Below are 19485 nucleotides of genomic sequence, written 5' to 3' on the forward strand. Positions count from 1 at the left end.
GAAAGTCCTTCTGAACGCGTGGGTTGGGTGTCGTCAGGCGAGCAGGATCCAGGGGACGTGCGCTGATGCCGTGAAGCTGATGAGCGCAAGGGCATTGTCTTCCGCACTGCCACTGCCGCTTCCGCCCGTTTGAGCGACGAAGTACACGAGTACGGCGACGAACAGGATCCCCGGGATCAGGCTGAGCCAGATCTTCACCGATGTGCGCACGGGATATTCCTCTCCAGCCACGAGTATCCGCGGGGGCATCTACGGACGCAATATGATCATCCTGATCGTTACATTCGGCATTGTTCTCAACAGGCGGTGACGCAAGTGACATCGCCATATTCTGCAGCGCTGCCGCTGGCGCTCCCTCGGCCACTCATAGATTGCGATCGGTTATGAACAGAGCGCTCGGCCTCCTCGGAATTATTGCTACCGTCATGATCGCTTCCGTAGGCTGCGCCGCTGGCGTCGGGCCGCTCGAGCCCAACGGATCCGGCCAACTGTGTATCTCGTCGGGCCCAGACGAGTCTGTCGCCTATGGCGAGTTGGTCGACCTCCCGGGGGATGTGGATGAGACTGTCGTGCTCGACTCGTTAGAAACGGTGGGCGCGGCGGGTGCCGATTTCTACGTGCTGCCTATGGAAGGCACGACTTCTCAAGGCACTTTCTCGCTCGACGATCCTCCGAAAGTGTGGGAACAGAGGCAACGGGCGGAGGGATACGCCATCGATCCCGGCGAGTCCGCCAACATCATGGCAGTCTTTCCGCCGCTCGGCGGCAGTGAGATCGACGTGACCGAGCTCGTTATCGGGTACCACGAGCAGAGCGGCCGCACGTACGAGGTGACATCGTCGCTGCGTGTCAAAGTGAAGAGCGCGTGCTTCTGAGATGCGCACCGTCGAGTCGCGGATCCCTCGGAAGGAGATTCGCGCTAACGATGGGGCGGAATCGGGCTCCGAGGGATCACGAAGCCACGTACTCCTTCAGAACGACGGCGTGGTTCACTTCGGGGTCCTTCGCCCCGTACACGAGGGTGACGACCTTGTGGTCGGTGATGATCCGTCGCAGGTCATCGACCGCCGGGTTGTCGTCGAGCTCTGAGCGATAGCGCTTCGCGAACTCGTCGTAGCGGTCGGGATCATGGTTCCACCAGGTGCGCAGGTCGGGCGACGGCGCGATGTCCTTGAGATGCTCGTCGACGTCGGCGCGTTCCTTGGAGACCCCGCGCGGCCAGAGCCGGTCGACGAGAACGCGGAACCCATCGCCGGGATCCGCGTTCTCATATGCGCGCTTGATCCGAATCCGTCCCATGATTCGGATCCTACGCTCGGCTCAGACGCGCGTCGATGCGATCCGTGCGCCCTCGCCGAGCGACGCGAGCTTGGCCCAGGCGACCTGCTCGTGCACGCGTCCGCCGAGGCCGCAGTCGGTGGCGGCCGTGACGCGCTCGGGACCGACGATCTTCGCGAAGCGCTCGATGCGCTGGGCGACGAGCTCGGGGTGCTCGACGATGTTCGTCGAGTGGCCCACGACGCCGGGCACGAGGACGAGGTCGTCGGGGATGATGTCCTTGTTCTCCTCCCACACCGTCCACTCGTGCTCGTGGCGGGCATTCGCGGCCTCGAACGAGATCTGGCCGACGTTCGCGCCGAGCACGGTCTTCAGGATGTGCTTCAGCTCGATGTCAGTCGAGTGCGGGCCGTGCCAGGAGCCCCAGCACAGGTGCAGGCGCACCTGCTCCTTGGGGAGGCCCCTGATCGCTTCGTTGATCGCATCGATGCGGATCTGCGTGAACGCGTTGTAGTCGGCAACGCTCGGCTCCGGCTGGATCTGGTCCCAGTTCTCAGCGAGCGACGGGTCGTCGAGCTGCACGATGAGCCCCGCATCGGTGATCGCCTTGTACTCTTCGCGGAGCGCTGCGGCCCACGCCCAGATGTGCTCTTCTTCCGTCGGGAAGTGACTCGTCGTGATGCGCGCTGCCGAGCCCGGGGCGATCGCGGTGATGAAGCCGGTTTCGCCGTCGTGCAGGGCGCTCGTCAGATGGCGCACGTCGGCGGCGACCTTGTCGTGGCCCGTGTAGGCGATGTCGCCCGTGTTGGTGGGGAACGCGGTCGCGTTCTTGCCGGTTCCGACGCCCGACTCGGGGTCGGCATAGGCATCGGCGAAGGCCTCGCGGTCGCGGCGGTCGAGGAACGAGGTGATCTTCACATTGCCCGGCGTCGACTCGACCCGCTCGAACGTGAAGAACGAGTTGTCGGTGAGCTCGAGCCCCGACACGCGCTGGAACGAATACCCCCACCATGCGCCGTAGTCGATCGGGTTCGACATCGCCTTGCCGAACTCGCCGTCGCCGGGCTGCGTGATGCCGACGTCGCGCTGGCGCGCGACGACGTCCGCAACAGCTGCCGTCACGAGCTCCTCGTACTCGGGGGTCGACTTCAGCGTGAAGCCGTCGTCCTCGAACTCGCGGGCGGCGTTCGCCTCGATCAGCTGTGCGGTGCGCGGAAGGCTGCCCGCGGTGGTGGTCTGGATCGTCGTCATGGCGGCTCCTCGGTAGTCGGACGCTCACGAAGATAGCCGCTCGCCCGCACCGCCGCACAACTCATGTCGCGACGTGTCGGCGACGTTCGCGTGATGCGGCCCTGCGAAGCAGACGGATCCGCGGGTTACCCCTGCTGAGCAGGATCAGCCCCGAGGCGACGCCCGCGAACACGGCGAGCGCGAAGAGGCAGGTGAGGCAGAACTCAGTGAGGCCGGACACCTGTCTGAGGTCGAGGAAGTAGTACGGGTACCAGCCAATGCTATTCCCGCGCCACAGCGTGAACAGGCCCCACACGATCGGGTACGCGACGACGATCGCGATGAGGCGCCAGCGTGCGCGCCGCCTGCTCGGACCGTACACCCAGCCCGCGAGTGAGACGGCGGGCAGGGCGAAGTGCAGAACGACGTCCGACCACGGCACGGCCATCGGAATCCCGCGCACCCCTGCCTGCCAGACGAGCAGTGCGAAGACGAGACCGGCCGTGATCGTCCAGCTGAGCACGGCCGTGCGCACGTCGGTCAGCCACGGCGGATCCTCGTGCATCGTGAGGGCGAGCACGCCTCCCGTCGCCGCGAGCGCGAGAAAGGCGATGTTCGACTGGATCGTCAGATATGCGAAGAAGTTCTGCCCGGCGATCGTCTGGGAACTGAGCCCCCACAGCAGTCGGTGCACGAGCGCCGCGGCGCACAGGACGGCGATGGCGAGTCGCGCCATCCCGAACCACCTGCGTCCCGTCACCCGCGCCCTCCCTCTCGGCGTACCGATGAGTCTACGGAGCCTGTCTCAGGCCCCGCGTGGCCGCTTAGTTGAAGACGATCGTGTGGTTGCCGTGGCGGATCACGCGGTCTTCCGCATGCCACGTGACCGCGCGGCTCAGCACGGCGCGCTCGACGTCGGATCCGCGGCTCTGCAGATCCGCTGCCGTGTCGGCGTGGGTGACGCGCACCACGTCCTGCTCGATGATCGGCCCCTCGTCGAGATCCTCGGTGACGTAGTGCGCGGTCGCACCGATCAGCTTGACGCCGCGCTCCTTCGCCTTGCGGTACGGGGCCGCGCCGATGAACGCGGGCAGGAACGAGTGGTGAATGTTGATCACGGGCACGCCGAGCTTCTCGAGGAAATCGCTCGAGATCACCTGCATGTAGCGGGCGAGAACGATGAAGTCGACGTTGTCCTTGAGCAGCGACAGGATCTCCGCCTCGGACGTCGACTTGTCCGGGCCCGCCTGCGACGGCACATGGAAGAACGGGATCCCGAACGTGCGCACGTCGTCGGCGACGTCGGTGTGATTCGAGATGGTCATGGGGATCGTCACGGGAAGCTCGCCGCGGCGGTGACGCCAGAGCAGGTCGAGTAGGCAATGGTCGCTCTTCGACGCGAGCACCGCCATGCGCAGCGGCTGCGACATGTCGCGCACGCGCCACGACAGGCCCATCGGAGCAAGAGTCGCCTCGAGATCCGCCTCGATGTCGGGAGTCGCGCCCGCGAGATTCTCGCGGTGCAGCACGATTCGCTGGAAGAAGTCGCCGCCCGATTCATTCGTTGAGTACTGATCGAGGGAGATGATGTTGCCGCCGTTGCGCGTCACGAGCGCCGCGACCTGGCCGACGATTCCCGGCTGGTCGGGTCCGTGCACGATCAGACTGGCGTGATCAGCGAGATGAGGGATCGCGGAAGCGGTCATCGGGCGTCCTTTCTGAACGACAGAGCCCGCTCAGCCGAAGCGAGGAGCCCGCCAAAAGTGTAGAGGGGATTGCCGAGTTATCCGAGTCGACCGATTGCGTGCCGGGCTAGGCTGGGACGATGCGAGAGATCCGTGACTTGGAGACCGTGGAACTGATCCTCGAGGCGCAGGGGGTGCTTGACGCGATCCGCGGCGCTCAGCGAGTGATCGATGCCGGTACGTTGCGCGCGCTCCAGCAGTCGGGCAACTACGCGGTCGGATTCTTCGACGATGGCCGCATGGTCGGCGCGTCGGTCGCTTTCTTCGGCGAGCCGTCGACACGGTCGATGCACTCGCACATCACAGCTCTCCTCCCCGAGTTCCGCGGACGAGGTTGGGGCCGCGAGCTGAAGGAGCACCAGCGTCAGTGGGCCCTCGGGCACGGCGTCGGCAACGTGACGTGGACCTTTGATCCGCTCGTCGCCCGCAACGCGCACTTCTTCCTCAGCGTTCTGGGAGCGCGCGTGACCGGATACGCCGTGAACCAGTACGGCATCTTCGGCGGCGGTGACGCAGGAGACGAGAGCGACCGCCTCGACGTCAAGTGGGCACTCGCATCCTTGGCGAAGCACCCGGAAGAGGCCGACGTGGTCGCGAACCTTGAGATTCCGAGCGATGTGGAGCAGATGCGTATCGACGATCCTCGCGAGGCTCACCAGTGGCGCATGAACCTGCGTCGGGAGATGGCGATTCTCACCAACCGCGGCCTCGAGATCGCAGGTTTCGACGACCAGCGCGGCTACCTCTTCGTCCAAGCCTGAGGCTTATCGCTCGGAAGGCGGAAGCGAGGCGCGCGCTTCCGGCGTCGAGCGCGGGATGAAGAACGTGAGGATCGTCGCGGCGATGGCGGCCACGATCGCGATCCAGAAGCACACCTCGAAGGCGGCCGCGGTCGGGATTGCGTGACCGTCGACGTCGACGCTCATCGCGGCGAGCACGCCGCCCATCACGGCGGAGGCGCCTGAAGTGCCGACCGACCGGAACAGTGCGTTGATCCCGTTCGAGACGCCGGTCTCGTTCGCTGGCACCGCCTGCATGATGATCATCGGCATGGCGGCGAATGAGAAGGCGATGCCGACGCCGATGATGCAGTTGACGACAACGATGTGCCACACCTCGGTCGAGAAGATCAGCACGAACACGTAGGCGACGACGATCGCCGCCGTGCCGATCGTGAGCAGCGGGCGCGGGCCGAAGAGCCGCTCGAGCCGTCCCGACAGCGGAGATAAGACCATCATGATCAGGCCCGACGGCATGATCACGAGCGCCGCCTGCATCATCGTGAGCCCGAAGCCGTGCCCGGTCGACGCCGGCAGTTCGAGCAGTTGCGGGAACGACACGTTCGATCCGAAGAGTGCAAAGCCCATGCCGATCGCGGCGAGGTTGGTCAGGAGGACGGCCGGGCGCGAGGCGACGCGAAGATCGACGAGCGGATCCGTCGTTCTCAGTTGGTGCCATGCCCACAGTCCGAGCGCGATGACGCCGCCCGCGACGGATCCGATCGCGGCCGGTGACGCCCATCCCCAGTCAGCTCCGCGCGAGACGAACAGCAGAAGTCCAGTCAGGCCCGCGGCGAGACCGATCACACCGACCACATCGAGGCGCCCGGGCGAGCGCAGCGTATCGACCGGCACGACGAACCAGACAGCGGCGAATCCGATCACGCCGAGGCCGAGCGACAGCCAGAAGAGCATGTGCCAGTCGAACTGCTCGGCGACGAATGCCGCCACGGGCATGCCGATCGCGCCGCCGACGCCCATGGTCGCGCTCATGAACGCGACCGCCGTGCCGAGCCGCGCGGGCCGCAGCACGTCGCGCATGATCGCGATGCCGAGGGGGATCACTCCGGTCGTCAGGCCCTGAAAGCCGCGCCCGATGATCACGCCGATGATCGATTGCGACAGGGCGGCGATGAGGGATCCGACCATGAGCGCGACGAGAAGGGCGAGAATGATCCGTCGCTTGCCGTACATGTCGCCGAGGCGGCCCGAGATCGGCGTCGCGATGGCGGCCACGAGCAGCGTGATCGTGACGACCCAGGTCGTGTCCTCGCGCGACGCGTCGAGCAGGATCGGCAGGTCGGCCTGCAGCGGGACGACGAGCGTGAACATGAACGCCGAACTGAGCCCGGCGAACGCGAGAGCCGCGACGATCGCCCATCCGGGCATGCGGCGGGTGAGACCGCTGCGGGACCCCGTCGAATCATTCATATCTTTCAGCAGGCTATCGGATGGCTCGCACCCACTGGGTCGTGGGATGAGGTGCGAGCGGAGCTGGCGCGCGGTTGCCGATGCACGGCATACTGATTTTTGATGACCGACGACGTTCCAACCGTGTTCTTCCGCGATGCGGCGGCGTTCCGCGCATGGCTCGAACAGCACCACGACACCGAGTCCGAGCTGTGGATGGAGCTGCGCCGGGCCGATGTCGCCGATCGCGGCCTGACCTGGGCAGACGCGGTTCCCGAGGCACTGTGCTTCGGGTGGATCGATTCGGTGTCGCACCCGGTCGACGAGAACATCCGGCGCCAGAGGTGGACGCCGCGCAAGGCTCGCAGCACGTGGTCGAAGATCAACATCGCGCACGTCGAGCGGCTTCTCGCGGAGGGGCGCATGCATCCGTCCGGCATCGCGGCCTACGAGCGGCGCACCGAGGACAACTCGGGGGTGTACTCGTTCGAACAGGGCGATGCTGAGCTCGCGCCGGACCTGCAGGCGATCATCGATTCTTCCCCGCAGGCGGTCGCGTTCCTCGAGGCGGCGACCCCCGGCTACCGCAAGACCGTGCGGCACTGGATCTCGTCGGCGAAGCAGGCCGCGACGCGCGAGCGGCGTGCGCGGCAGCTGGTCGAGTGCTGCACGGCGGGCGAGCTCATCTCCCTCGCCCGCGGCGGAAAGACGCCGGCGTGGCTGGCCCGCGCTGCGGCGGCTGCCGGGGTGTAGGTGCCGGTGCCTGGGCGCACAACGACGGCAGGTCTGGGCGTGATCCGCATGATTGCGCCGTGCGGGGCCGGGTTTCGCCAGTGGTTGCCGTAGTCGTGCATAGGGTGGCTGCATGACGACGATCGGAGACGACTGGATCGCACACCGCAGAAGCTCTGACCGAGAGCTGGTCGGATGGATTCGGCCTGCGGGGGACGACTGGCAGGCGATGTCGCTGTTCGCCGAGCCGCTGGCCGACCCCGCCGACTGGGACGTCGCAGAGGACGCGCTCGAGAACACGAGTCTGTCGTGGATGGCGGAGCCGTGGATCCTTGCGCGCGACGGCCGGAACATTCGCGTGCGCCTGGTCGAGTTCCGTCCCGATCTCGACGGTCACCCGGGCCGCATCGTCGTGAAGACCGACGACTTCGGCGCGATCGACGTGCCCTACGAGCTGTTCGAGCTGCCGTGGCCGCCGCCCGCCGAGCTGCGCCCGCTGACCGCTCAGGACCGCGCGGCGCCGTGGCCGTGACGCCCGTCGTGGCATCCAGGCGCCGTCGGTAGGATTGACGCACCGCGCGCGCCGCTCTGGCCGCGCGAATTCCCGACGACCATTGGAGCCACCGTGGCCGAGCAGTCTCGCCTCGACAAAGTCATCGCCCTCGCCCGTCATCGCGGGTTCGTGTTCCAAGCGGGTGAGATCTACGGCGGATCGCGTTCGGCATGGGACTACGGCCCCCTCGGCACCGAGCTGAAGGAGAACATCCGTCGGCAGTGGTGGCAGACGTTCGTGCGCGGTCGCGGCGATATGGTCGGCCTCGACAGCTCGATCATCCTGCCGACGAAGGTGTGGGAGGCGTCCGGTCACGTGGCGACGTTCACGGATCCGCTCGTCGAGTGCCTGCAGTGCCACAAGCGCCACCGCGAAGATCACCTGCTTGAGGCGTTCGAGGCGAAGAAGGGGCGAGTGCCTGAGAACGGCATGGTCGACATCGCGTGCCCCGATTGCGGCACCCGCGGTCAGTGGACCGAGCCGAAGTCGTTCTCCGGTCTGGTGAAGACGTACCTCGGTGTCGTCGACGACGAGTCGGGCCGGTACTACCTGCGCCCCGAGACGGCGCAGGGCATCTTCACGAACTTCGCGAACGTCGTCACGGCGGCGCGCAAGAAGCCGCCGTTCGGCATCGGCCAGGTCGGCAAAGCGTTCCGCAACGAGATCACGCCCGGCAACTTCATCTTCCGCACGCGCGAGTTCGAGCAGATGGAGATCGAGTTCTTCGTCGCGCCGGACACTGCCGCCGAGTGGTTCGACCACTGGGTGGAGGCGTGCTGGGACTGGTTCGTCGAGCTGGGCATCACGCCCGAGAACATGCGCCGTTTCGATGTACCCGAAGATGAGCGTGCCCACTACTCGGACCGAACGATCGACTTCGAGTACGACTTCGGCTTCGCAGGCAAGGGCTGGGGCGAGCTCATGGGCGTCGCCAACCGCACCGACTTCGACCTCAAGAACCACATCGAGCAGTCGGGAACGAACCTCGCGTTCTTCGATCAGGCCTCGGGTGAGAAGTACGTGCCGTATGTGATCGAGCCGTCGTTCGGCCTCACCCGCGCGATGATGGCGTTCCTCGTCGACGCATACGAAGAGGAAGAGGTGCCGAACGCCAAGGGCGGCACCGATACCCGCACCGTACTGAAGCTCGACCCGCGCCTCGCGCCCGTCAAGATCGCCGTGCTGCCGCTGAGTCGCAACGAGAAGCTGTCACCGCTTGCTCGCAAGGTGGCTGATGACCTGCGCGGATCTTGGAACGTCGACTTCGATGATGCCGGCGCCATCGGCCGCCGCTATCGCCGCCAGGACGAGGTCGGCACGCCGTTCTGCGTGACGGTCGACTTCGACAGCCTCGACGACAACGCGGTCACGGTGCGCGACCGCGACACGATGGGCCAGGAGCGCGTGCCGCTCGATGGCCTGTACGGCTACCTCGCGGAGCGACTCCGCGGGGCGTGATTTCCAGGTGGGCCGGGGATCTCCGGCCCACCTTCGTCTGACGAGGGGTTCGTTCAGGCCGCCGCCTTACGCTCGCCCTCATGCGCCGTGTCGTTCTCGGAGTCCTCGCCCTCGTCGTGATCGCGGCGGGGCTCGGCGTGCATCTGCTGGCACCGGACTCGTTCGCGACGGATGCGATCGGCGACGTGCTTTATGCGGTGCTCATCTACCTGCTCGCCGCGATCGTTGTGCCGCGCGGGGCATGGGCTTTTGCGCTCGCCTGGTGCGTCGGCGTCGAGCTGTTTCAGCTCACGGGCCTGCCGGCGCAGTGGGGGTCGCCGTGGACGCTCGTCTTCGGCAGTGGGTTCGCCTGGACCGACCTCGTCTTCTACGCGCTCGGCGTCGCGCTCGCCGCGGGAGCGGACGCTGCCCGGTTCCGCCGGAGCCGTCGCGCGGTCCCTTCCGGGTCTGTCGGAGAATGATGCCCGGAGGACCGGTTCGACCCTGATCCGGGGGTACTCTCCGACGGAACCGATTCGCCGCCGAGCGAGGTTCAGACAGAACCGGGCCGCGGGCTATGACTCGCGCGCGCGATTCCCGAATACTCCGTCGATCACGGTCCGATACGACGTCTCGACGATGCGCCGCAGCACCCCGAGATCGCATGCCGACAGATCTTTCACGTACAGGCAGCCGACGCCCGAGGTGTGCGGGCCGAGCTCGGCGAGCGCATCGGCGTGGGCGCCGATGCCGTCCGGCAGGTAGATCGACATCGCCGCCTTCCGCGGGGCGAACGCGGCAGCCGGGGCATCGCCCTCGCGGCCCGAGGCGTAGCGATAGTGGTAGGTGCCGAACCCGACGATCCCGCGATCAACTATCGGTTCCTCGCCCGTGATTTCGCGCATCATCGCGAGCAGCGTCACCGCGTCGCGGCGCCGCCTCTCCGGAGTCACCGCGGCGAAAGTCTCATCCATGAGTGTCATCATGCCGAGTCGCAGGACAAACCGCGACTGGTCCGGGTGCTCCCCGGAAGGAGAATCGGGCGATCCGAGGCCCCAGATCTTGGTCTGACTCCGTAGTTGCGCGGATTCTCCTTCCGAACGCGACCGCTACTGGCGCACGAGCATCATGCCGCTCTGGCTGCTCCAGATGCGGTCGTGGTCGGGCGAGTCCGCGACGGTGCCCGCCGTGTCGATCGCGATGCCGGCTGGATAGTAGGTGCCGAACGGGGCGCCATCGGTGCTGAACGAGAAGCCGCCATCACCGCTGTCGTCACCGCCGTACAGGTTCCACACCGATCCATCGTCGAAGGTCGCCGTTGGGAACACGATCGTCGCGCACCCGTAATCGGTCACGCTGTCCTCGGTCGGGCACCAGTCGCCGTTGACGTCGGCGGCGGTCGGCTGCTCCGACTCCTCGGGCATCGTCCACGGCACGAGAACCTCGTCGACCTGGCACTGCGCGGAGTACGTCGGGTTCGGCGACCAGAGCAGGGTCACACCGTTCTCGGATGGGTAGAACCCCTTCACGGCCGCGAGATACTCCTCCGGCGTCTCCTCGCCGCACGTGAGCGCCCAGTTCTCCGCCGCCTCGAGCGAGCGCACGGCGCGCGAGTCTCCCACCGGATCCAGGAACTCAGACAGCTCGGCCGTCTCGTCCGTGCGCAGGTTCGTCGTCACGGAATGGACCTGGTTGTTCCGGTCGCGGCTGCCCAGCGTGAACGAGGTGCGCGTCGCGACGGTGCCGTAGTCCTCGTACACGTCGGCGTGCTCGACCTCGAACGTCGCCTCGCGCAGACACGGGTCGTCCGTGCCCGCGACCTCGTCGGCGCACTCGGGGATCCCGAGCTCGGTGTACTCCTGGAGCTGCTCGTCCACGCGGTTCGTCAAATTGTCCGTGACGTCGCTCGTGAACGCGTCGGCAATGTCGGGCTCGACGCCGGTGACGGCGACATCCGGGTAGGGGGTCGTCAGTTCGATATCGGTGCCGTCGGCATCGGTCAGCTCGAGAACGGTGGTGGCTTCGCCCGTGACCTCGATGCGCGGATCGAACTCGACCGCCTCAGGGGTCGGAGTTGTGGTCGGCGACGGCGCGGGATCCTCAGTTCCGGATCCGCACCCCGCCAACCCCAGAGCGAGAACCCCGGCGAAAGTGAGGGCAAGGAGGGTGGTGCGGGTGCGGGGCATAGAGGTAGTCCGTTTCGAGATCGCGCGTCGGAAGTCGTGCGGACCATGCCGCGCACCAATTATGCCGCTCGACACGGCCTTGACCTAGCCGCACGCGTGTCGTTCGGAAGGAGAATCGGGCGATCCGAGGCCCCAGATCTTGGTCTGACTCCGTAGTTGCGCGGATTCTCCTTCCGAAGAGAACCGGCGTCTACCGAACGGGGAACACCACCCGGAATCGCTCGCACACCATCGGCATGTCGTCGGCGAAAGGTCGTCCGACGTCGACATGTTCCTCGAAGAACTCCCGATGGATCCGTCGCCACGAGTCGAGCGTGCGGTCGTCCTCGCCCTCGGCTCGGGCGTGCTCCTCGGTGACCTGATCAAACGGAACGACCTCGATCGAGACTGTCTCGATCACTGCTCGCGGCACGTCGGATCCGTCGAGCACGATGTCGAAACCGCCCGGCTCGGGCAGCGCCTCGCCGTCGGCCTCGTACTCCCACACGTAGCTCGCGGTGCCCGTCTTGACGCCCGCGAGCACGAGGCCGAGCAGCTCATCGGCATGCCCGCGCGTTGCGCCGAAGCCCCAGACGCGGTCTTCGTGCGGGACGTCGGTAGGAAGCCGCGGAACAGCCGCGCGGGCCTCGGCCCAGAATTCGGTGACATTCATCATGGCAACCAGCCTATTTCGGGCCGCTCATCCGTCGTCGAGGCCCGCAAGGTCCTCCGGCGAATCGACGTCGCGCACGGATCCGGCTGGCGCATCGAACGCCTGAAACGCGACCCCCTCGTACAGCCGACGCACCGGCACGTTTGCCGGGTCGCCGATCTCCGCGAGCCGGCGCCGCAGCGTCTCCTCCGGCCACGCGGCACACAGGTATTGGTCGCGGCCCGCGTCGTCGCGGGCGATCGCGGGCGTCTCCGCGGTGAGCTGAGCGAGGAAGTCAGCGTCGAGGAACGGCATGTCCCCGCCGAGCAGCAGCACGGTCCGGGCGCCCGGTGCAACGCACGATAGTGCCGCCGCGACGCCCGCGACCGGCCCCGCGAACGGCGGGTCCTCGCGCACGACGTCGACACCCGGCAGCGTCAGACCCTCGCCGGATCCCGCAATCACCACGCGTCCCGGGGCGGCCGCGACCGCGCGGTCGACGATGGATGATCCGCCGACGAGGAGCGCCGGTTTGTGCCGCCCGCCCATCCGCGTCGAGCGGCCCCCGGTGAGCACGATCGTCAGGGTCTCCACGCGGCCGAGCCTATCCGCCGCGCACAACTACGGCAGAAAAGCCTGCGGGCGCGCGTAGCACCCGGATCGAGCGGGAAGTCACCCGAGGTGCCGTAGTTCTGCGCGGGCACGCCGTGGGCAGACCGCGGACGGACCACGGCCCGACCACACCCCACCCGCAAACGGTCAGCCGTCGGCCGGCCAACCCACCGCCCGTCAGCTCGCGCGGAACACCGGGCACTCGGCCGGTGCCTGAGCCTCGATGGCCGGGCGTGCGTCGATGCCGAACAGCGTCTCGACGGCGGCGAACACGTCCTCCGCGTTGCCGTTCGCGGCGGCGTCCTTCGCGAGCACCGTGGGGGTGTGCAGCAGCATGCCGGTGAAGTGGCGCAGTGCTTCGGCAACCTCGTCGGATCCGCCGCGCGCGAGCTCGCGCTCGAGCACCTCGAACACGTGCTTGCGCAGCGCCACGACGGCCGGCTGCGCCGAGATCTCGCGGCCCTCGCCCGCGAACTTCGCGGCGGCGTCGCGGACGATCTCGCGCGCGGTGTCCGTCGCCTGCAGCTCCTCGAGCGGTGCGTGCACGCGGATCGTCTCGAGGTCGAGCAGTGTGGTCCCTGCGACGTCCGCGACGTCCGGGTCGACGTTGCGCGGCAGGCCGAGGTCGATGATCATGACGGATCCGTCGAAGCCGCCCGCCGCGAGCGTCGCGGCCGAGAGCACGGGCTGTTCGCGCGATGTGCAGGTGATGACGAGATCTGCGGCGGCAACAGCGGCCGGGAACTCGTCGGTCGGAACGAACGGCAGGCCGTGCTTCGTCGAGAACTGCCGGCGGCCGGTCGGCGAGTGCACCGAGACCGCCTCCGCGCCGCGCTCGCGCAGGGCGGCGAGCGTCGCACCGGCGTACGCGCCAGTTCCGACGAGCAGTACGTTCAGAGCCGACCAGTCGGTGATGCGGCTGTCGGCCAGCTCGAGCGCGAGGCGCACGAGCGAGCGTCCCGCGCGACCGATCGCGGTCGAGTTCTTGACCGCCTTCTGCGTCTCGGTCGCGCGCTGGAAGAGGCGCTCGAGCTCGCTCGTGGTCGTCTTCTGCTCGCGTGCCTCGTCGAGGGCGCGGCGCACCTGGCCGCCGATCTCGCCCTCGCCGACGACGACCGATTCGAGGCCGGAGGCGACGGCGAACAGGTGTTCGGCGACCTTCGCACCCTGTCGCACCTCGTGCACCGAGTCGAGCACGTCGGCCGGAACGCCGGTCGCGTTGGTGATCGCCGTGCGCGCCGCGGCGATTCCGGCGGCCGGTGAGCTCGCGTCGACGTAGGCCTCGAAGCGGTTGCACGTCGAGACGACGACGGCGCCGGAGACGTCGGTGTGAGCCGTGATGTCGGGGCCGATCGGCGTCGCGTTGCCGCTCAGTCGCTCGAGCACCTCGAACGGAGCGGATTGATGACTTGCGGACACGCACAGCAGCACAGTTGGTCATTCTACAGCCCGTCGAAGCCAGATCTGAATGATTCCAGAGAAAATAGGGCACCCTTACCGGTGCTTCCCGCGCTATAGATTGGAAGGATGACCACCGAGCGCGCCACGATCCCTCCCGCAATCCGGATCCTGCTCGTGCTCGCCGCGAGCGTGATCACGCTCGGCGGCCTGTGGCATGCGAAAGGCCTCGTCGGCCCGCTCGCCATCGCCGCGGTGATCGTCATCATCTGCTATCCCCTCGGCCCCGCGATCGCGCGTGCGGGTGCCCCGAAGTGGGTCGGATCCACGGGCGTGATCCTGCTCGGATACGTCGTGCTTGCGATCCTCGCGCTGCTGCTCACGTTCGCGATCACAGAGTTCGTGCGCCTCATCACCGATCTCCTGCCCGAGCTGACCCGCATGATGCAGGACGTGTACACCTGGCTGGGCGACCTCGGCGTCGACGCGTCGATCGGCAGTCAGATCTCGGCGATGTTCAGCACATCGCGGATCGTCTCGCTCATTACCTCGCTGTCGGGCAGCGTCATGGGGGTGGCCATGGCGATGTTCTTCATCCTCGCCTACGTCATCTTCATGAGCATCGATGCGGCGCGGTACTCGCGCGCCGAGCAGGTCTTCGGGCCGCAGGTCCGCCCGGTTCTCGAGCGGATGCGCTCGTACTGCGTCAGCGTGCGCCGGTACTTCGTCGTCAATGCGTCGTTCGGACTCCTCGTCGCGGTCGTCGACACCATCGCCCTGTACATCCTCGACGTGCCCGCGCCGCTGGTGTGGGGAATCCTCGCGTTCGTGACGAACTTCGTGCCGAACATCGGCTTCGTCCTCGGTCTCGTGCCGCCCGCCGTCATCGCGCTCGTCACGAACGACTGGGTCACGGCGCTCATCGTGGTCGTGGTCTACATCGTCGTGAACGTGACGCTGCAGGTGCTCATCCAGCCGAAGTTCATCAGCGACGCGGTCGGCCTCACGCTCACCCTGAGCTTCTTCTCGGTCGTGTTCTGGACGTTCGTGATCGGCCCGCTCGGCGCGATCCTCGCGGTTCCGCTGACGCTGCTCGTGCGCACGCTGCTGCTCGAGGGAGACCCGGCGAGCACGTGGCTCAGATGGCTGTCCGGCGATGATGACGCGGTCAGGAACAAGCCCGCTCACTGATGGGATGATGGGGCCATGGCCCACGATGCTCCGCTCCTGTCCGCGCTCGCAGGCGATCGCCCCGCGTCGCCGCCCGTCTGGTTCATGCGCCAGGCCGGTCGGTCGCTGCCCGAGTACCGCGAGCTGCGCGTCGGCACGCGCATGCTCGACGCGTGCCTCACCCCCGATCTCGCCGCGGAGATCACCCTGCAGCCCGTGCGCCGCCACAACGTCGACGCGGCGGTGTTCTTCAGCGACATCGTCGTTCCGCTGAAGATCGCCGGGATCGAGGTCGAGATCGAGCCGGGGCGCGGCCCCGTCTTCGCGGACCCCGTGCGCACGGCCGACGATGTGCGCCGCATCACGAGCGTGCCGGCGGAGGAGATCGCGCACAATGCGGATCCGATCCGCGAGGCTGTTCGGATCACGACCGAGGAGCTGTACGGCCGCGGCACCCCGCTCATCGGGTTCGCCGGAGCACCCTTCACCCTCGCGGCATACATGGTCGAGGGCGGCCCGTCGAAGGACCACATGCGCGCCCGCGCCATGATGCACGCCGACCCGCAGTCGTGGCACCGACTGGCGGGATGGCTGTCCGAGGTGGCCGCAGTGTTCCTCCAGGTGCAGGTCGATGCCGGCGCCTCGGCGGTGCAGCTGTTCGACTCGTGGGCGGGATCCCTGTCGACGAGCGACTACCGCACCTTCGTCGCGCCGCACTCGAAGCGCGCGCTCGACGCGGTTCCCGGCGTGCCGAAGATCCACTTCGGCGTAGGCACCGGTCCGTTCCTCGCCGACATGCGGCTCGGCGGATCCGCCGACGCCGTGGGTGTCGACTGGCGGATGCCGCTCGACGAGGCCGCCGCGATCGTCGGCCCCGACGTGACGCTGCAGGGCAACATCGACCCCGCGATGCTGCAGGCCCCGTGGGAGGCGCTCGAGGAGCACGTGCGCGAGGTCGTGCTCGCCGGCCGCGCCGCCCGTGCGCACATCGTCAACCTCGGGCACGGCGTGCCGCCCGACACCGACCCCGACCAGCTCACGCGCATCGTCGAACTGGTGCACAGCCTGTGAGCCTGGCCGACCTCGCCGACCTGCACGAGAAGGCGGGCGAACTTCACGTCGTCGTCGTCGGTGCCGGGGCGGCAGGGCTCGTCGCCGCGCGCGAGATCACGAAGGTCGGCATGCAGGTCACGGTCGTGGAGGCGTCCGATCAGGTCGGCGGCGCGATCCGCACGGGCGAGGTCGCGGGGCTCGAGCTCGACCTCGGAGCCGAGAGCTTCGCGACGCGCGGCGGCCACGTCGCCTCCCTCATCGACGAGCTGGGCTTCTCGGACGACGTGGTGTCGCCGAACAGCGCCGGCGCGTGGGTCGCGGGAGTTCCCGGCGTCGGTGCGGCGCCTCTGCCGAAGGGCGGCGTGCTGGGCATCCCCGCGAATCCGTTCGGCGAGGATGTGCGTCGCGTGATCGGCTGGCGCGGGGCCTGGCGCGCATACATCGACCGGGTTCGCCCGCCGCTAACGATCGGCCACGCACACTCGCTCGGGGTGCTCGTCAGGTCGCGCATGGGCCAGCGCGTGCTCGACCGCCTCGTCGCACCCGTCACGTCCGGCGTCTATTCGGCATCGCCCGACGACATCGATCCTGACATCGCGGCACCGGGCCTGAATACCGCGCTCACCCGCACCGGATCGCTGTCGGGAGCCGTCGCGGAGCTTTCCGAGAAGCGGTCGTCCGCGCCGGGAGGAGCCGTCAAAGGCCTGCGCGGCGGCATGGGATCCCTCGCGCGAGCGCTCGCCGCGGACATCGAGGATCGCGGCGGCGACGTGCGCCTCGGCGCGAGCGTCGTCGAGATCGAACGGGAGGCCCCAGAGGCGGATCGCGCCTGGTGCGTCGTGCTCGACGAGGTCGGCGACGACGACGAACAGGTCGAGCTGCTCGCGGACGCCGTGATCGTCGCGACCGAGGAGCGCCCGGCGCGCGCCCTGCTGTCGCCCGTGGTCGGATCCGCGCTCGCCGCCGAGCCGCCCGTCGCGGGCCCGGTCGTCTCGATCGCGACGCTCGTCGTCGAATCCCCCGAGCTCGACGCCGCGCCGCGCGGAACGGGCGTGCTGACGGTTCCCGGATCCCACCGCGCGAAGGCGCTCACGCACGCGAGTGCGAAGTGGCAGTGGGTCGCGGATGCGGCCGGATCCGGCACGCACGTCGTGCGCGTCTCGTTCGGTTCGGCGGGCGCCGCGCCGGTGATCGACGGCCTCGCGCCCGAGGCGCAGGCCGAGCTGGCGCGCGAAGAGGCCTCGGCGCTGCTCGGCGTGTCGATCGGTGCCGACCGCGTGCGCGAGGTGCGGGTCGAACGCTTCCAGCAGTCGCAGCCCGCGGCGACCACCGGACACCGGCAGCAGACCGCGGCGGCGCGCACCGCGATCCGCGGCGTGGCAGAGATCGGAGCGGTCGGCGCATGGCTGTCGGGCACCGGACTCGCGCAGGTGATCCCGGACGCCATCAACGAGGCGGACCGCGTTCGGCGCGCGCTTCTCTTCGACGCACATTGACATCCGCCGTGCTCCCGGCGGGCGGGAACTGTAACGTAGGAGACGATTTCTGATGACGAAGGGGGTTTCCATGCGTGGAAAGATCGGGTTGGTTATCGGACTGGGCGCCGGATACGTGCTCGGCACGCGTGCCGGGCGCGCTCGGTACGAGCAGATCAAGAAGCAGGCCGAGAAGGTCTGGGAGCTTCCGGCCGTGCAGAAGCAGGTCGCGAAGGCGAGGGAGGCGGCGAAGAAGCTGCCGAAGTTCGCCGTCGACGGCGTCGTGAAGGTCGTGCGTGCGGCGGATCCGTCGACGGACTCGCGCGCGAAGCCCTCTGACAGCGGATCCGCGGCCGCCGCGGGCAGCGGAGCGACGAAGGCGGCGGGCTGATGGCGCGCGCGACCAAGGCGTCCCCCCTGCGCGATCGCGCCGACGACAGCCTCTTCACGCTCATCGGGGACGTCCCCGATCTGGTGAAAAACCTCGTCCGGGCCGAGCTCGACGCGCTGAAGGCATACGCGGGGAAGGTCGTCAAGCACAGCAGCTTCGCTGCGATCCTCGTGTTCGCGGCGCTGTTCTTCCTGTTCTGGGCGACGCCGGCGTTCCTCGCCTTCCTCATCATCCTGCTCGCGCTGTGGCTGCCGCTGTGGGCCTCGGCCCTCATCGTGTTCGGCTTCGGCGTGCTCATGATCGTGATCCTCGGCGCGTGGGCGTACTTCGTGCACGTGCGCGCGATCCGAAAGCTGGAGACCCCCGGAGCGGCCGCGAAGGCCGATGCGGCGATCGTGAAGGAGTTCGCGGATGAGTTCTGAGCAGTCGCCGACGGTCGTGCCGAGCGGCATCCAGAATCCCGTCAACCTCGCGCGCGCCGAGCTGAAGGCCGCGCTCGCCGCGATCGAGATCAAGGCGAACTACCCCAAGCGCATCAGGCAGAGCGTCGACCGGGCGACCGTCAAGGCCCGCAAGGTCGCCGAGAAGAAGCCCATCGTCGCCCTGACCGGCCTCATCGTGGGTGCATCCGCCGTTGGCACCGCCGTCTGGGGCCTCGCCCGCATCGCCTCGCGCTGATCCCGGCCGATTGGCCCTTGCGCGCTCGCGGGGGGATGATGGGAGCATGCCAGAAATCGATGCTTCCCCCGGTAACGACTACAGCCTCTGGACCGTGTGGCGCCGCGATCCGCAGCATCCCGTGACCACCGACGATGCCAGCGAGCTCGCGGCCGTCGTCGAGGAGCTGGCCGGTGCTGGCGTCACGATCCGGGGCTTCTACGACGTCAGCGCCATGCGCGCCGACGCCGACCTCATGATCTGGCTGCACGGACCCGTCGCCGAGGCTCTGCAGGCCGCCACCCGCCGCCTGCGCCGCACCGCGCTACTCGCGCCGCTCGTGATGAGCTGGAGCGGCATGGCCGTGCACCGCGACAGCGAGTTCAACAAGTCGCACATCCCCGGCTACCTGCGCGGCGAATCCGCGCGCGACTGGCTGGTCGTCTACCCCTTCGTGCGCAGCTACGACTGGTACCTGCTGCCCGACGACGAGCGCCGCAAGATGCTCGCCGACCACGGCCGCATGGGCGCCGCGTACAAGAGCGTCGTCGCCAACACGATGCCGGCCTTCGCGCTCGGCGACTACGAGTGGATGCTCCCGATGGAGTCCGACTCGCTCACTGACCTCGTCGACATGATGCGCGACCTCCGCTACACCGACGCGCGCCTGCACGTGCGCGACGAGCTGCCCTTCCACACGGGCCGCCGCATCGCGGTGGATGAGATCGCAGAGGTCATCAGGTAACCG

Annotated in this window: 24 protein-coding genes; 13 read left to right on the forward strand and 11 right to left on the reverse strand. The window is 68.0% G+C overall.

All coding sequences use genetic code 11. The annotated features are described in order from the left end of the window. Positions 1 to 33: 33 nt before the first annotated feature. Positions 34 to 210, reverse strand: a complete 177-nt coding sequence (locus tag G510_RS18445; RefSeq protein WP_157560702.1) for a hypothetical protein — start codon at positions 208 to 210, stop codon at positions 34 to 36. 173 nt (positions 211 to 383) lie between these two features. On the opposite strand from G510_RS18445, the gene G510_RS0113645 reads away from it, so the two are divergent. Continuing rightward, entirely contained in the window at positions 384 to 875 is a 492-nt protein-coding gene (locus G510_RS0113645) for a hypothetical protein (protein WP_029154058.1), read from the forward strand. Between the two features lie 76 nt (positions 876 to 951). On the opposite strand, the gene G510_RS18765 is transcribed toward G510_RS0113645, so the two are convergent. From G510_RS18765 to purU, 4 genes are all read right to left on the reverse strand, one after another. Next, the gene (locus G510_RS18765; protein WP_029154059.1) at positions 952 to 1299 is read right to left on the reverse strand and encodes a DUF488 domain-containing protein; all 348 of its coding nucleotides are present in this window, start codon (positions 1297 to 1299) and stop codon (positions 952 to 954) included. 21 nt (positions 1300 to 1320) lie between these two features. Then, the gene (locus G510_RS0113655) at positions 1321 to 2529 is read right to left on the reverse strand and encodes a cobalamin-independent methionine synthase II family protein (RefSeq protein WP_029154060.1); all 1209 of its coding nucleotides are present in this window, start codon (positions 2527 to 2529) and stop codon (positions 1321 to 1323) included. Between the two features lie 61 nt (positions 2530 to 2590). Further along, a complete protein-coding gene (locus tag G510_RS17100) occupies positions 2591 to 3244 on the reverse strand; it encodes a Pr6Pr family membrane protein (RefSeq protein ID WP_051216777.1) in 654 nt (217 codons plus the stop codon). 88 nt (positions 3245 to 3332) lie between these two features. Then, positions 3333 to 4214: a formyltetrahydrofolate deformylase gene (gene purU, locus G510_RS0113665; protein ID WP_029154061.1), complete on the reverse strand. Its 882-nt coding sequence runs from the start codon at positions 4212 to 4214 to the stop codon at positions 3333 to 3335. 119 nt (positions 4215 to 4333) lie between these two features. Between purU and G510_RS0113670 the strand changes: the two genes are divergently transcribed. Next, positions 4334 to 5014, forward strand: a complete 681-nt coding sequence (locus G510_RS0113670; RefSeq protein ID WP_029154062.1) for a GNAT family N-acetyltransferase — start codon at positions 4334 to 4336, stop codon at positions 5012 to 5014. Positions 5015 to 5017: 3 nt separating this feature from the next. Here G510_RS0113670 and G510_RS0113675 read toward each other — a convergent pair whose 3' ends face one another. After that, positions 5018 to 6463: an MFS transporter gene (locus tag G510_RS0113675; protein ID WP_211219208.1), complete on the reverse strand. Its 1446-nt coding sequence runs from the start codon at positions 6461 to 6463 to the stop codon at positions 5018 to 5020. Between the two features lie 102 nt (positions 6464 to 6565). Between G510_RS0113675 and G510_RS0113680 the strand changes: the two genes are divergently transcribed. The 4 genes from G510_RS0113680 to G510_RS17110 all read left to right on the forward strand — a co-directional run bounded on the left by G510_RS0113680 (position 6566) and on the right by G510_RS17110 (position 9646). Then, positions 6566 to 7195, forward strand: a complete 630-nt coding sequence (locus G510_RS0113680; protein ID WP_029154064.1) for a YdeI/OmpD-associated family protein — start codon at positions 6566 to 6568, stop codon at positions 7193 to 7195. Positions 7196 to 7307: 112 nt separating this feature from the next. Next, positions 7308 to 7706 (forward strand): hypothetical protein, encoded by a 399-nt coding sequence (locus G510_RS17105; protein ID WP_036323540.1) that lies wholly within the window; start codon positions 7308 to 7310, stop codon positions 7704 to 7706. 93 nt (positions 7707 to 7799) lie between these two features. Beyond that, positions 7800 to 9185, forward strand: a complete 1386-nt coding sequence (locus tag G510_RS0113690) for a glycine--tRNA ligase (RefSeq protein WP_029154065.1) — start codon at positions 7800 to 7802, stop codon at positions 9183 to 9185. Positions 9186 to 9265: 80 nt separating this feature from the next. Continuing rightward, positions 9266 to 9646 carry a ribosomal maturation YjgA family protein gene (locus tag G510_RS17110; protein WP_051216778.1) on the forward strand — a complete coding sequence of 127 codons (381 nt, stop codon included), beginning with the start codon at positions 9266 to 9268 and terminating at the stop codon, positions 9644 to 9646. 93 nt (positions 9647 to 9739) lie between these two features. On the opposite strand, the gene G510_RS0113700 is transcribed toward G510_RS17110, so the two are convergent. From G510_RS0113700 to G510_RS0113720, 5 genes are all read right to left on the reverse strand, one after another. After that, the gene (locus G510_RS0113700; RefSeq protein ID WP_245563366.1) at positions 9740 to 10138 is read right to left on the reverse strand and encodes a DUF1801 domain-containing protein; all 399 of its coding nucleotides are present in this window, start codon (positions 10136 to 10138) and stop codon (positions 9740 to 9742) included. A gap of 135 nt (positions 10139 to 10273) precedes the next feature. Continuing rightward, a complete protein-coding gene (locus tag G510_RS0113705; protein ID WP_029154067.1) occupies positions 10274 to 11350 on the reverse strand; it encodes a hypothetical protein in 1077 nt (358 codons plus the stop codon). A gap of 190 nt (positions 11351 to 11540) precedes the next feature. Beyond that, positions 11541 to 12005, reverse strand: a complete 465-nt coding sequence (locus G510_RS0113710) for an ASCH domain-containing protein (protein WP_029154068.1) — start codon at positions 12003 to 12005, stop codon at positions 11541 to 11543. 24 nt (positions 12006 to 12029) lie between these two features. Further along, on the reverse strand, positions 12030 to 12575 hold the full coding sequence (mobA, locus tag G510_RS0113715) for a molybdenum cofactor guanylyltransferase (RefSeq protein ID WP_051216779.1): 546 nt from the start codon (positions 12573 to 12575) through the stop codon (positions 12030 to 12032). A gap of 195 nt (positions 12576 to 12770) precedes the next feature. Next, on the reverse strand, positions 12771 to 14012 hold the full coding sequence (locus G510_RS0113720) for a glutamyl-tRNA reductase (RefSeq protein ID WP_245563368.1): 1242 nt from the start codon (positions 14010 to 14012) through the stop codon (positions 12771 to 12773). Positions 14013 to 14120: 108 nt separating this feature from the next. Between G510_RS0113720 and G510_RS0113725 the strand changes: the two genes are divergently transcribed. The 7 genes from G510_RS0113725 to hemQ all read left to right on the forward strand — a co-directional run bounded on the left by G510_RS0113725 (position 14121) and on the right by hemQ (position 19482). Continuing rightward, positions 14121 to 15182: an AI-2E family transporter gene (locus G510_RS0113725; RefSeq protein ID WP_036323548.1), complete on the forward strand. Its 1062-nt coding sequence runs from the start codon at positions 14121 to 14123 to the stop codon at positions 15180 to 15182. 15 nt (positions 15183 to 15197) lie between these two features. Next, a complete protein-coding gene (gene hemE, locus G510_RS0113730; protein WP_029154072.1) occupies positions 15198 to 16232 on the forward strand; it encodes a uroporphyrinogen decarboxylase in 1035 nt (344 codons plus the stop codon). After that, positions 16229 to 17710, forward strand: coding sequence for a protoporphyrinogen oxidase (gene hemG, locus G510_RS0113735; protein ID WP_245563369.1), 1482 nt, complete (start codon positions 16229 to 16231; stop codon positions 17708 to 17710). The genes hemE and hemG overlap by 4 nt, the downstream gene beginning before the upstream one ends. Before the next feature lie 70 nt (positions 17711 to 17780). Continuing rightward, positions 17781 to 18080: a YtxH domain-containing protein gene (locus tag G510_RS17115; RefSeq protein WP_157560706.1), complete on the forward strand. Its 300-nt coding sequence runs from the start codon at positions 17781 to 17783 to the stop codon at positions 18078 to 18080. After that, positions 18080 to 18502: a phage holin family protein gene (locus G510_RS0113745; protein ID WP_036323551.1), complete on the forward strand. Its 423-nt coding sequence runs from the start codon at positions 18080 to 18082 to the stop codon at positions 18500 to 18502. Before G510_RS17115 ends, G510_RS0113745 begins: the two co-directional genes overlap by 1 nt. Then, positions 18492 to 18758, forward strand: a complete 267-nt coding sequence (locus G510_RS0113750; protein WP_029154075.1) for a hypothetical protein — start codon at positions 18492 to 18494, stop codon at positions 18756 to 18758. Before G510_RS0113745 ends, G510_RS0113750 begins: the two co-directional genes overlap by 11 nt. A gap of 46 nt (positions 18759 to 18804) precedes the next feature. After that, a complete protein-coding gene (gene hemQ / locus G510_RS0113755; protein WP_029154076.1) occupies positions 18805 to 19482 on the forward strand; it encodes a hydrogen peroxide-dependent heme synthase in 678 nt (225 codons plus the stop codon). Positions 19483 to 19485: the final 3 nt, after the last annotated feature.

It is taken from the genome of Microbacterium gubbeenense DSM 15944 (assembly GCF_000422745.1).
Classification (GTDB): domain Bacteria; phylum Actinomycetota; class Actinomycetes; order Actinomycetales; family Microbacteriaceae; genus Microbacterium; species Microbacterium gubbeenense.